We start from the raw sequence: 13,150 nt of genomic DNA on the forward strand, positions 1-13,150 counted from the left end.
TGTAGTATGCCAGTCGCACTGGACATCAAAGAAGAGTCGTTACAACTTCATAAGAAGCTGCACGGCAAGATTGAAGTGACAAGCAAAATTGAGGTGACGTCCCCAGAGGATCTGAGCCTTGTATATACACCAGGGGTGGCTGAATCATGCCGCCTGATTGCAAATGATGCGAATGCTGCCAACGAGTATACGTCACGTGGCAACATGATTGCCGTTGTGACAGACGGTTCGGCCGTTCTCGGCCTCGGCAACATCGGTCCCTATGCAGCTATGCCGGTCATGGAGGGCAAGTGCATGCTCTTCAAGCAGTTCGGCAATGTCGATGCCTTCCCAATCTGTCTATCCACGCAAAGTGTAGATGAGATCGTGAACATCGTCAAAAATATGGAGCCTACCTTCTCCGGTATTAACTTGGAGGATATATCGGCACCACGCTGCTTCGAAATTGAACGGCGCTTAAAGGAAGAAACGAATATCCCTGTCTTCCATGACGATCAGCATGGCACTGCCATCGTGCTGCTCTCTGCGTTAATCAATGCACTGAAAGTGGTAGACAAGCAGATGGGGGACGTGCGCGTTGTCATCAATGGCGCCGGCTCTGCTGGCATTGCCATAGCAAAGCTGCTGTTGAAGGCAGGCATCAAGCATGCTGCCCTTGTGGATCTGAAAGGCGTAGTATGCGAAGGCGAGGAATGGATGAATACCGCGCAGGCAGACATAGCGAAGGTAACGAATCGCGGACATATACGCGGTACGCTAACCGATGTCGTGCGCGGAGCAGATGTATTCATCGGGGTATCCGCACCGAAGGTGCTGACGCAGGATCATGTGCGCTCCATGAATGTAAAGCCGATCGTATTCGCAATGGCGAATCCAACGCCGGAGATCTTTCCGGACGAAGCGCTTGCTGCTGGAGCGGCAGTAGTATGTACGGGCCGTTCGGACTTCCCGAACCAAGTGAACAACCTGCTCGCCTTCCCTGGCATCTTCCGCGGCGCACTCGATGTTCGCGCTACAGATATTACGGATGATATGAAGCTCGCGGCAGCCCGCGGTATTGCGGCTATCGTTACCGATGCAGAGCTCAGCCCGACGTATATTATTCCGAACCCGCTAGATAAGCGTGTCGTGCCTAGCGTCGCATCTGCGATTGCTCAGGTTGCGATTGAAACAGGAGTCGCACAGGTGAACAAGATGCCTGTATATCGCGCCTAAATCACCTTGTTGTAATGAGTGTCCTTACTAGGTATGAGTAGGGACAAAACTCATCTCTATTATAATAGAAGGCCGCTGCACCGATCACGAGATCGGAATAGCGGCCTTCTTTAGATGTAAATGATTATGCTAGGCAAGCTGTGCCTTCACTTCTTCTGGCGTACGCTCCCACCATTCAGCATTGTGCGTCATAAGCAGTTCACGCAGCGCGGCCTTGTCTTCTGTGTTCAGCTCTTCGACGAGCACGCGGCGCTTCATTGCATAGTCCATCCGATTGACGTGGTCTGCGAGCATCTTCCAGCCGCGCTTCGCCTCCGTGTCGATCAGCATTTCACAAGCAGCCAAGCCGCCGTAGAACGCGCCTTCCGCAGAACGATCGACTGCCACCCATACGATCCAGCATTGGCGGCCATTTGGAACGTCCTCTTTATTCGTAGAGAACTTAATTCCACGCTCCACCTTACTCTTTGCGTGCATCGCGCCTAAATCGATGTACGCCGTTCCTTCATCGATAATGACGGGCGACACGTTGTTCAGATCGATACTACCCGAACCGAATCCTTTATGCTTACCGCTGCTCATTACGTTCAATGCCAGCGGCTTCTTAACTTTCTTATCTGAAGATTCCATTTCGTCATGCGCTCCTTCCTTACACGTACTCAAAATCATTTTCATTTTAGCTAATAATCTGCAAAAAGCCAACATATACATGCTGTAGATGCTTGTCAACGGGAGGTAAAAACGTATGACCCGAAGCAATGTATATCGCCGGCTTCTATTCACTGCCTTGTTCCTAGCCGCCTGCAGCTTCCTCCTCGTTCGGTTCTGGCCATCTGGATCCGTTCCGTCCCTTGGACCCGAGGTGAACAAGCAGGCGGTTCAAGAACCCATTACGCAGCAAGCCGTGGAGACTCCCAATGCGGAGGTACTAAGTGAGCGTATTGCCGAATACCATATTGAAGTTAAACTGGATGAGTCTACACATACCCTTATCGGCAAGCAAACCGTAACTTGGACCAATCCCGGGAGATCGACTGTCAATGAACTGTTCTTCCACATGTATCCGAACGCTTTCCGTTCGCCCGACACCACCTTCATGAAGGAGTCTGGCGGAAAATTGCGGGAAGACAAGTTCCCTGCGGATGGATATGGCAGCATGACGCTAAAATCATTATCCACGGTTGACGGTATGTCCCTGATGAACCGGGTGCAGTACATTCAGCCAGATGACGGAAACGCGAAGGATGAGACGCTTCTGAAGCTCCGTCTTACCAAGCCAGTACGAAGTCAGGAGAAAGTTACACTTCGCATGGATTTTGAAGTAAAACTGCCGAAAATATTCGCACGTATGGGATACGCCGATAATTTTGTGATGGCTGGCCAATGGTTCCCTAAGATTGCTGCCTATGAAAAGGCAGGGGTACGCGGCCGGGCATCAGAAGGCTGGGATTTGCACCAATATCACGGTAATTCCGAATTTTACTCCAATTACGGCATTTACAGTGTACGCATTCAAGTACCCGACAATTATATCGTAGGCGCTACAGGCTTTCCAACGAAAACCCCTACGATAGCAAACGGAAAGAAATTCTATCAATTCTATGCGGATGATGTTCATGATTTCGCGTGGGCCGCATCTCCAAACTTTGTCTATTTTGAAGAGCCGTTCTCTTCTAGCCAAGTACCAGGGGTTCGTATCAAGCTATATTTAGACCCGAAGCATAAAGATTTGAAGGAACGTTATTTCTACGCTGCGAAGACGGCGCTGTCCAAGTTCAGCGAATGGTACGGCAAATACCCGTACTCTACTTTGTCCATTATCGTGCCTCCTAAATTAGGCAACGGAGCTGGAGGAATGGAATACCCGACCTTGATTACAGCATTCGGTGCAGAAGATGAGAGTCCGGGTTACGACCTGGAACGTACCGTCGTTCATGAGATTGGACATCAATACTTTTATGGACTTCTCGCCTCAAACGAATTCGAGGAAGCATGGCTCGATGAAGGGTTCACTTCCTATGCAGAAGACAAGCTGATGGAGCAAGAATTCGGAGTACTTCCAAATAACGCAATACAAGCCAGCTACGTCACAGATCCGGCTCCACTGAAGCTGAATGCATGGCGCTACAAAAATCAAAATCATTACGCAGAAAATGTGTACATGCGTGCCAAGCTGGTGCTGCTTGCAATCGAGAAGCAGGTCGGGGAGAAAATGATGAGCCGCATTATGAGAACTTATACGCAGAAGTACCGTTTCAAGTACCCAACTACATCAGACTTTCAGCGAGTTGTTGAGCAGGTAACTAACCGCAAGTGGAATGATTTCTTCCAACAATATGTGTACAACGGCATGATGGCAGACTTCGCCGTGGAGAACATTGATTCACGTACGATTGAATCGAATGGGTCTACCCAATATGAAGCGACTGTCCATATCCGCAAGCTCGGTGCCAATTATCCATCCATTCCGATCGTATTCGGATTCTCGGATGGCACGACGACTCGCAAGGGATGGAATGGAGAGGGAGACCGCATCCAATATACCGTCACCCATAAAGCGCCGCTCAGTTGGGTCATGGTTGATCCTCTATATTCGATTGTCGTTGAGAACAAGCACATCAATAATTATATGCGTGCTCATGTCGACGAACCTGTCCGTACACGAGTTAACTTATCCGTCATCAAGGTAATCGAAGCTGTTACGAACATTTTGGGGTGGTGATAGTGTGAAGGCTTATGTGCGTTCAGGCTGGAATTGGTGCAAAGAGCACATCTATATATGGGTCATTCTATTCTTGTACCAACTGTTATGGGGGTTCTTCCTCTATCGCTTCGTCGATGGAGTGGTAACACCTATCCTGCGCCGTTACCCAGATCCAGCACCTACCGAGATGAGCAGGCAGCTCTTTCTGACCGAAAGCCAGTTCTATCTAATGAAGACGAATGACTATTTTCCTTACTTATGGGCTATCCTCGGATTCGTTGCCGTCCATATGCTGCTTACCCCCTTCATTCACGCGGGTGTATTCCATGCTATGTCACGGCCCAAGCAGCAGGGGCTTGCCTTCTTCCAAGGGATCAAGCTCGCTTGGAAGCCAATGCTTGTCCTCTATCTGCTCGAGACACTGCTCATTATCGCACCAGCTATATGGTTCGTTCCTTATGCGGCCCATGCCTTGTCAACATCGGCTTCTCTGTCTTCCTTACTCGTGGCAGTGGCACCGTTTGTAATCGCTTGGTTCATTGGCGGCTGGCTTGTTCATCAACTATTCTTATTCCTTAACTTCGGCGCTGCCTCAGAAACACCGTTAATTCGATCCGTGACAGCCGGAACTCGTCGCCTGCTTCCCATTCTAGGATTGTCACTTCTCTTTATTGGGATCACCATTGGTGTAGGCATATTGTCCACAACGGCGGCAGCCGTGTTCACCGGGATTACCGCACTCATTATTCAACAGGCACTGCCTGCCATAATGACAATACTTAAAATGTGGGGATTGTCTGCCCGCCACGCTGTCTGGCAGGAAGCAGAGCAACAGATGAAATAATGGGGGTTCTGATTGAGCGCAATTCAGTTACAAAGTTACAAAGTTACAAAGTTACAAAGTTACAAAGGGTTACGATGATATTGAAGCAGCGTAACCTAACAAAATAAATTAAAAAACTTGTCTACCAGCGAAAAAAATGCTGATCTGACAAGTTTTTTTCGTGTCAAGGACAAAAAATATTTGTCAAAGGAATTTCCGTCTGTTACAATAAATCTAGATTTATTACAACTTTGTCATGAAAGCGGCACTAACTCTTGCAAAATTGTTACTATCGCACGCAGCAATACATAATCCAAAAACCAGAATGCCGAGTTTCCGGGCGGACCGGAAAGCGGGGGAACCAGTTTTTACGGGTGAATTGATCTTGTAACACAGGGATCATAGGGGTCCTTCAACCGAACCCTCCAGCTAACCTCGCAGGCACGGAAGGAGCTTTCCCTTTGAAGAAGAAGCTAGTTACAGCGGTGCTCGGACTGAGCGTTCTGTTTACTTCGTTCAGTGCAGGCAGCACATTCGCAGCATCCAAAATGGACAACACGATTGACGGTTTGCTTGGCATTTCGTACAAGTATGGTGGTACAACAACGAAAGGCTTTGACTGCTCCGGATTTACGAAGTACGTGTTCGACAAGTTCGAAATTGATCTTCCTCGCACATCTTCGTCGCAATTTGACGCTGGTGAGAAAGTTAGCAAAGACGAGCTTCGTCCAGGCGACCTGGTCTTCTTTGACACAAGCGGCGGCAACGGTGTATCGCATGTCGGCATTTACGTAGGCGACAACAAATTCGCACACGCTTCGACAAGCAAAGGTACACGCATCGACAGCCTTAGCATGGACTACTACGAGAAGCGCTATGTAGGTGCTCGTCGTGTAATGAACGAGAATGATTTTTCTTCTATCGCTACAGACAATCAATAGTTTGGAAGTTTCCAGCACTCTTATAATGATATGAACGACTACATAACCCGATGAGAAGCGCTCCGCGCCTTTTCGTCGGGTTGTTTCATGTTATCCCATTATCCCCGCGCAACTTCAGCTTCTTTATCCTATGCATATCTGCATGTCAACGATTCGTGCTTTTATCTATCTTTACGAAATATTTCTTTTTCGGTTTCAACCATTCTCATCGCCATTAACGACACAAGGACATGCGCTTGTGCGCATGTCCCGATATCTTGTCTGGAAATTCCCTATTTTCGCATAGACGCTTCTGATTTACTTAACTGACCCATTCAATTCTTGGAATTTCGCCTTAATCTCTTCTGGTGTGAGCCCATCTGCCTCTGCTCGATGCTTTTCTTCCTCGTGCTGAAGCTGAGTCTGACGATCCTCGACATGCTTCCCATTAATGTGATGTTTCTCGTGGAACAGTCGTCCTTTTATGCCTAATTTCTCGTGTAATTCCTGGTGAATTTGCTTGTTGCTTTTGCCTTCTGTCGAAATTCCGTGTTTCTTAGCGAGCAATTGAAGCTTCTTCTCGCGCAGCTGCTTCATTTCTGCACGAAGCTCCTTCATTTGTGCCTGTACTTGTTCTAATTGTTTATCCGTCTCCGTGCTCTGCTGATTCGGCTGTGCAGCCTGAGATGAAGTGACCACTCGTACAGCAGCTTGCTCTTTGCTCTTATCTGCCGTAGCATCTAGCGCAGTTCTGCTTTGCGCTGCCGCAGGTGAAGCCATCAAGAGAAGCATTAGGCACGTCCACGCTGCTACGGTTGAATTGCGTTTCATAGGTTCCACCTCCTTATGTAAGGGATGGCTATAGTATGTTCGTATTTCCTGAAATGAAACTGAAAATAAGCTAAATATTCACTTAGAGAGTATGGAGCACTTACAATTTATATTCTGGATGCTAATTGATCCGACAATTCTTTTCTTCATCAAGTTTCTTCTGCATATATTCCAGCAGCAGTTCTTAATCCAACCAGCCCTTCTCACGAGCAGTTCGAATCGCCTCAATGCGCGTACCCGCTCCTACTTTGCTAATCGCATCCGACATATAGTTGCGTACCGTTCCATAGGATAAGAACAATTTGGCGCTAATATCCTGCATGGACAGTCCGTTCTCAGCAAGCAACAGCACTTCTTTCTCCCTCGGGGACAACGGACAAGGGTCTTCCCATGCAGCCAGCGTCAATTCGGGACTCATCACCCGCTTACCTGCATATACCTGGCGAATGGCGTCTGACAACTCGTCGCTTGGGCTGTCCTTGAGCAAATAACCGCCTACACTCGATGCCATTGCACGCTGGAGATAGCCTGAACGGGCAAAGGTCGTCAGCATAATAATCCGACAGTCCAACCCCTTCTTCTTGATCGCATCCGCAACATCCAGCCCCGTCATAAGCGGCATCTCGATATCCAGTACCGCGATATCCGGCTGAAGTTCCTCGATAAGCGACAGCGCTACGCTGCCATTCTCGGCCTGACCAATCACTTCGATATCATCCTCAAGAGACAACAAGGTGGCGAGTGCACTTCGCAGCATCTGTTGGTCCTCTCCTAATATCACTCGAATCATGATGTACCTTTCCCCTTCCTATCGCGGATTACACGCGGAATGACTAACGATAATGCCGTTCCCTTATGGGCACCAGACTCTATAGCAAGCGTCCCGTCCACAAGCTGAAGCCGCTGTTTCAGTCCGGCCATGCCCGTCCCACTTGATTGCTTAAGCTGGTGCTCATCAATTCCGATGCCATCATCTGCAATCTCCAAACGAACCATTGCCTCTTCCACCTCAACCCGAACCGAACAATGCTTCGCCCGGCTGTGCCTAACGACATTCGTTAAGGTCTCCCGGAAGCACATGGCGAGAATCGTCTCTTGCAATGCTGATAATGGCAATCGGTTCACGATGCTTGGAGCTGTTGATGAAGGGCTAATTCCCTCGCTGCGTTCCTGAAATTCCAGCTCAATTCCCGCAGCGGCGCATAGCTGTCTTCCATGTTCATATTCCTCTGCAAGCTTGACGATCTTCATTTCAGTTACGAGTTGACGCATTTGCTTCAACGCAGCACGCGAGGTTTCCTGAATTTCCCTTGCTTCAGCAATAGCCCGTTCCGGATTCCGTGTAATCAGCTTTTCTGTCACTTCACTCTTAAGCGTGATCAAAGACAACGTATGTCCAAGCGTATCATGTAATTCACGTGCAATGCGCTGGCGCTCTTCCTGCTGAGCCATCCGCTCAAGCTGTGAGGTCGCTGCCTGCAATCGTTCCGCCATCTGCTTGTACTGCCCAGCAGCACGCATGATGAATGGCATGACGAGCACACCGAATAATGGAGGAAGCAGCAGCGTATGCAGGGATGACCATACGGTTACTGTATCCAAGCGCTGAGACAATCCGATTACGATACCTACCGCCATGACGGCAGCTGCTCCTAAAATAATGGAGGTCTTCTGCCTGCTTATCATCTGCGCGATCATGAACACCATATAAGCATACATAGGGTGATAGAAAAGGATGAATGCGAGAATAATTACAGCCTGAACAGCCAACCACGTCAATGCCTGCTTCTCGTGCCGATACTGCAGCCAAAATGCGATCACTAGAAACAGAAGCAGCGTGAACCCCACCAATAGCTTGGTCGGAGTCTCACGCAGCAGGAAAAAGATAGGCACGCATAAGTTGACGAGGGAGATGTAAGGCTCCGCTCCCTCTTTTTCGGGAAATAACCTCTTCTTGACTACGTTCACTTACATCGCTTCCCGTCTGTTAAAGATATAACTCGATATTACCATGAAGATCATGCCACAGCCCAGAAGAATTACCCAATCTAGCAGGGCAGGGCTTCCGCCAGCAAGCATACTCCACGCACCATGTGCATAGCGGTAGGATGGCAGCCATTCTCCAATGACTTGCATCCAACTTGGCAATGTCTTTAGCGGCATCCACAAGCCCCCCATAATAGCAAAACCCATGAGCAAAATGTTTGCGACCGCAATGGAGGCATCCGCGCTCTTCATGGTTCCTAAAATAGAGCCGATCGCCAGGAATGGAATGCTTCCAAGCCACAGCCACAAGCCACATGTCACCCATTGTACAGCAGTTAACTCAATATGATAGGCAAAGTAGGCAGCAGGGAAAATGATTAGAATGACAAGCAAATGAACCAACATATGTGAAACGATCTTAGCGCCAATCCATACCGACGGAGATAGTGGTGTCAGGCGAAGCAGACGTGTCCATCCATCACGACGCTCGTAGGCAAGGCGAATACCGAATTGGCTCATTGCCGTGCCAATTAAGCTGAATGCTGTCATCGACATAAGTGAGAAGGCTCCATAGGTCGTAGATTCAATAGACTTCGATGCGCCATTTAAACTAGCGAATAAGAAATAGAAAGCGATTGGCATGACGAGTGAGAATAACAAGAAGAATGGACTACGCATAATTCGTAAACTTTCTGCTTTGATTTGTGCTTGTAACATCGATCAGTTCCCCCTAATATGTGATGATTAAGGCACCCTCTGCCTCTATCGTTTATTTTCAGGCATCAACTATACGCTTGCTTGAGTACGTGCAGCCTCATGAGATTTTGTTATTGATCGGAAAGCATCCTCTAGCTTAGCGGATTGGATATCAATATCGCTGACCCCCCATCCAGATTGCAGGAGCACGGATAACACTTCGTCTGTATTGCGGACGTGAAGACGAACCCGACCAGAAGCACGTTCGACCTTCACAATTCCCGGAAGCTGCATCAGCGCTTCGTCCTGCTGTTCGACTTGAAGACGGAAGGACACTGTCCGTAGTGCCGTCTGTGCCTTGAGCTCCTGTGAGGTTCCACTGGCCGCTACCGTACCTGCCGCAATGATCGCGATATGATCCGCCACTGTATCTGCTTCCTCCAAGTCATGTGTCGTAAGCACAACCGTCCGTCCATCGTTCGACAAAGCGCGAACCGTATCCCAGAAGCGACCACGCGCTTCCACATCCATGCCGACCGTCGGCTCATCGAGCAGGACAAGCTCTGGATTGCCAGCTAAGCTCTGCGCGAAGGCCAATCTCCGACGCTGCCCACCGGATAACGATGTTGCGCGCCGCTTCGCTTCTCCGTGCAAACCTGATAAGTCAAGCAGTCTGGACAGTGGAAGTGGGTTGCGATAGTAGCTGCGGAACAGATTCAATACCTCCGCAACATTCAAGCCATCAGGAGCTTTCACATCCTGCATGAGCGCCCCTACTCTGTGGCGAAGCTCCCGTGTACCTGCGGGCTGGCCAAGCACCTTAATCTCTCCTGATGTCGGATTTTGCAACCCGAGGATCATGGAAATCGTCGTTGTCTTACCCGCACCGTTCGGGCCGAGCAGCGCGCTAATCTGTCCACGCTCGAAGCGAAGATCGATATGGTTCACGGCGTGGAAACTGCCGAATTGCTTTACAAGGTCGGTACATTCAATTGCGTATGTCATCTATAATCATCCTTTGTCATGAAATTAGGAATTGTATCGCTTATGTTTGTATTGTACGGCAGGCACGCTTGAGCCAGTTAGTGTACGATGTCACCAACTGCATATGACAAATGTCAGAAATCGTATTGCTTCATTTAGAGGTGTGTATATCGCCTCAAATCACAAAAAAATAGCAGCCTGAATCGGCGCACCGATAACAGACTGCTATCTGACTTCTATATTGAGGTGAAATACGCTATCTTCTGTTCCAATGAACATAAATGCAATGTAATACTCTATAAAGTCTAGCAATAACGCGAGATCACCTCTTGCAAATGTTCAGCAACGGCATGTGCCCCTTCATCAAGCTCTTCTCTCGACAATGTCATGTTGACGTAGGTCTCATCGAGATCCAATCCATCAGCAAACCAGCCCTTCAATCCTCTCGTTTTACGATCGACTTGCAGCACAAGTTCCAGATCATCTCCTCTTGGGATAAATGCGACCTCTATTTCATCCAACCGGCTGCGGTAGTTGGACGTAGGCACAAATTCGAACGTCTGGATAAATGGAAGTGGATCTCCAAGCGCGGGCGCATATTCATTCTCCACTTGGCGAAGGCGGAATCCGAGTAGCTTGAGCGCCTCCAGAACAACATCCATCTCCCATGATGTAACTACCTTTAAGTAATCTTCGTCCTTCGGATCAATGGCATTGTCAATGTCCAAGCCAGTCTCCATCCATACTGGTGACTTGCATCGTGAAATCGGAGTTCTCTCCGGCAAGATGAACTGAAAAGGAATTACTTTACGTTCACCAGGACTGAGCACGAATTCATCTGTAAGCAACAACTTATCGATTACTGCATGGTGTGTCGTTGAGGAGTCGCCTGAATCTTTAACATACTGAGCTTTGATAAAAAAGTAAATCTGTCCGATGTGCTGCTCCGTCTTGCCGCCTTGGATGTACACCACACCGGTTGCCTCCTGACCAGGCACAAACTCATCACAATGCAACACCGTGTCGACCTCAGCCGAGCCGATCCCTACCTTTGCCAATATTCTCTTCAAGAATGACATGTACAACTTCCCCCTTCAATGCGATGGTTGACCCCGGTGAGCCAAACACATACACCGCTGCCTACAGCAATGTACGGAAGAAATAGGAAGTAGTTTCACGGATAAGCTATTTACTTTTCCATACAAAAAAGGAGAGGCGATAGAGCGCCCTCCTCTTCTTGCAGTATCTTCATAGCCCCTAGCAGAAGCCACATTTACTGTTCTTGTCCATACCGTGAAGCTCCTCTGATCAGTCTGACTTCACGTTCTCATTCCCATAATGACTGTCTGGATAGATGCGTTTGCCGAAAATTGCTGATCCAACCCGTTCCAGCGTTGATCCTTCCTCGATTGCCGTCTCGAAATCTCCTGACATCCCCATCGACATAACTTCCATGCTGACATTCGGCAATGCAAGTTCTTGCGCTTCATGACGGATTTTTTGTATCTCCGTCACAAAGCAGCATGTCTGTCCGTTGTATAGTCAGAAAAGGAGAGATAGCATGAAAAAGAAGTGGAGGCTGGGAATTGCACTGATCATGATCATGTCTTTGCTAGGCGGTTGCTACGGGGAACAAGAACAAAATGAGAGATTAGAAAGTGGAAAAATCAAGGTCATGTACTATGATGAACAGTCGTTCTATAACGATTACGGGAATCTCTTCAAGATGAATTACCCGAAAATCGAATTCGATGTCATCAACATGAATAACGCGCTCCCAAATCACGAGCAAAATGATGCTGGGGACTACAAAACAGAATTAAAGAAATTAATTGAGGCACACAGACCTGATGTGCTGCTGCTAAACGAGAATTTGTTCGAAGATTATGCGCGGCAGGGACGACTGTACGACATCGAAACTATGATTTCGAAGGACAAGTTCGATATCGACGCAATTTCTCCCGGACTTATCGAAATGATTAGAGGGAAAGGAGAAGGCAGGTTATACGGATTAGCTCCTTCCTTTTATACGGATGTTCTATATTTCAATCGAGATTTGTTCAAGCAGCATCATATTGATGTGCCGACGAATAAGATGACCTGGAAGCAATTGATTGAGTTATCGAGAAGGTTCACCAATACGGGGACTGGCGAAAAGACAGTAGTTGGATTATATCAGGACTACGGTGTTGAGCGCATGTTACAGCAGGTCGTGTCTTCCTCCGAGTTACGATTACTCGATGTAAAGACAGACAAGCTGCTTATCAACTCGGACGGTTGGAGAGAAGCAATAAAACTTATAACAGACGCCGTTCGCGATAAATATATCTACCTGCAGGCTTCAAATCAAAATAGCGGGGAGATGGTCGAAGCCTTTTATAGAGGTCAGGCTGCAATGACACTCAATGGGCCTTGGTTTGCAAAAGAACTAAAAGCGCGGACAATCTTCGACAAGGAATCGAAATCGTTCGATTGGGATATTGTCACCATGCCTGTTGCCCCTTCCTCCCCGGATCAATCAGCAAATGTGCATGTCTCGGAAATTTATGCGGTATCCGAAGACTCACCAAATAAGCAGGCGGCCTGGGAGTTCGTCAAGTTCGTAAATAGCGCGGACATGGCTTCGGCCGCTTCACGGACGGCAAATGGAAAATTGCCTGCACGCCCTGGCGTGCTCAAAGATATTGAAGGCATAAGCACGGAACCTTTCTATTTGCTTACGCCCAAAACAACGTCTTCTGTCGAGGAATCTCTTGGCAGTACAGCCGCATCTAAAGAGTTCGATCAATTATTTCAACCTGTCTTGTTAGAGGAACTGCAAGCAATTATCGATGAGAAGCAGACCGTTGAGGAAGCGATAGACATGTTAGAAGTGAAGGGACAAGAAGCACTACAAAAAGCAAAAAATAAAATGTCCGAAAAATAGTGTACTGAAATAGTGCTCTTATCACCCGAAAGTGAAGTTATACAATAAAAAGGTATTGTTAAGTC

Annotated in this window: 13 protein-coding genes and 1 riboswitch; of the genes, 5 read left to right on the forward strand and 8 right to left on the reverse strand. The window is 48.1% G+C overall.

The window, feature by feature from the left end; all coding sequences use genetic code 11:
* Positions 1 to 6: 6 nt before the first annotated feature.
* Positions 7 to 1,215, forward strand: coding sequence for an NAD(P)-dependent malic enzyme (locus AZ66_RS00155; RefSeq protein WP_044353100.1), 1,209 nt, complete (start codon positions 7 to 9; stop codon positions 1,213 to 1,215).
* Between the two features lie 129 nt (positions 1,216 to 1,344).
* Here the strand turns inward: AZ66_RS00155 and AZ66_RS00160 are convergent, their stop codons facing one another.
* Positions 1,345 to 1,845, reverse strand: a complete 501-nt coding sequence (locus tag AZ66_RS00160) for a YwhD family protein (protein WP_021259752.1) — start codon at positions 1,843 to 1,845, stop codon at positions 1,345 to 1,347.
* Between the two features lie 115 nt (positions 1,846 to 1,960).
* On the opposite strand from AZ66_RS00160, the gene AZ66_RS00165 reads away from it, so the two are divergent.
* The 3 genes from AZ66_RS00165 (at position 1,961) to AZ66_RS00175 (ending at position 5,683) form a co-directional block, all read left to right on the forward strand.
* Positions 1,961 to 3,937, forward strand: coding sequence for a M1 family metallopeptidase (locus AZ66_RS00165; protein WP_044353101.1), 1,977 nt, complete (start codon positions 1,961 to 1,963; stop codon positions 3,935 to 3,937).
* Between the two features lie 4 nt (positions 3,938 to 3,941).
* On the forward strand, positions 3,942 to 4,763 hold the full coding sequence (locus AZ66_RS00170) for a hypothetical protein (protein ID WP_021253456.1): 822 nt from the start codon (positions 3,942 to 3,944) through the stop codon (positions 4,761 to 4,763).
* 295 nt (positions 4,764 to 5,058) lie between these two features.
* A riboswitch (cyclic di-AMP (ydaO/yuaA leader) is annotated at positions 5,059 to 5,200 on the forward strand.
* A 3-nt stretch (positions 5,201 to 5,203) separates the two neighbouring features.
* Positions 5,204 to 5,683 (forward strand): C40 family peptidase, encoded by a 480-nt coding sequence (locus AZ66_RS00175; RefSeq protein ID WP_044353102.1) that lies wholly within the window; start codon positions 5,204 to 5,206, stop codon positions 5,681 to 5,683.
* 297 nt (positions 5,684 to 5,980) lie between these two features.
* On the opposite strand, the gene AZ66_RS00180 is transcribed toward AZ66_RS00175, so the two are convergent.
* From AZ66_RS00180 to AZ66_RS31140, 7 genes are all read right to left on the reverse strand, one after another.
* Complete coding sequence (locus AZ66_RS00180; RefSeq protein ID WP_044353103.1) at positions 5,981 to 6,493, reverse strand: hypothetical protein; 513 nt, start codon at positions 6,491 to 6,493, stop codon at positions 5,981 to 5,983.
* A gap of 184 nt (positions 6,494 to 6,677) precedes the next feature.
* On the reverse strand, positions 6,678 to 7,283 hold the full coding sequence (locus tag AZ66_RS00185) for a response regulator transcription factor (protein WP_044353104.1): 606 nt from the start codon (positions 7,281 to 7,283) through the stop codon (positions 6,678 to 6,680).
* A complete protein-coding gene (locus AZ66_RS00190; protein ID WP_044353105.1) occupies positions 7,280 to 8,461 on the reverse strand; it encodes a sensor histidine kinase in 1,182 nt (393 codons plus the stop codon). Before AZ66_RS00190 ends, AZ66_RS00185 begins: the two co-directional genes overlap by 4 nt.
* Positions 8,462 to 9,196: an ABC transporter permease gene (locus AZ66_RS00195; RefSeq protein ID WP_044353106.1), complete on the reverse strand. Its 735-nt coding sequence runs from the start codon at positions 9,194 to 9,196 to the stop codon at positions 8,462 to 8,464.
* Between the two features lie 69 nt (positions 9,197 to 9,265).
* Complete coding sequence (locus AZ66_RS00200) at positions 9,266 to 10,180, reverse strand: ABC transporter ATP-binding protein (protein ID WP_044353107.1); 915 nt, start codon at positions 10,178 to 10,180, stop codon at positions 9,266 to 9,268.
* Positions 10,181 to 10,464: 284 nt separating this feature from the next.
* Positions 10,465 to 11,238 carry a sporulation protein gene (locus AZ66_RS00205; protein WP_044353108.1) on the reverse strand — a complete coding sequence of 258 codons (774 nt, stop codon included), beginning with the start codon at positions 11,236 to 11,238 and terminating at the stop codon, positions 10,465 to 10,467.
* 229 nt (positions 11,239 to 11,467) lie between these two features.
* The gene (locus AZ66_RS31140; protein ID WP_231586672.1) at positions 11,468 to 11,674 is read right to left on the reverse strand and encodes a hypothetical protein; all 207 of its coding nucleotides are present in this window, start codon (positions 11,672 to 11,674) and stop codon (positions 11,468 to 11,470) included.
* Between the two features lie 46 nt (positions 11,675 to 11,720).
* On the opposite strand from AZ66_RS31140, the gene AZ66_RS00215 reads away from it, so the two are divergent.
* On the forward strand, positions 11,721 to 13,085 hold the full coding sequence (locus AZ66_RS00215; RefSeq protein WP_044353109.1) for an ABC transporter substrate-binding protein: 1,365 nt from the start codon (positions 11,721 to 11,723) through the stop codon (positions 13,083 to 13,085).
* Positions 13,086 to 13,150 lie beyond the last annotated feature (65 nt).

Source organism: Paenibacillus sp. E194 (assembly GCF_000935845.1).
Classification (GTDB): domain Bacteria; phylum Bacillota; class Bacilli; order Paenibacillales; family Paenibacillaceae; genus Paenibacillus_B; species Paenibacillus_B alvei_B.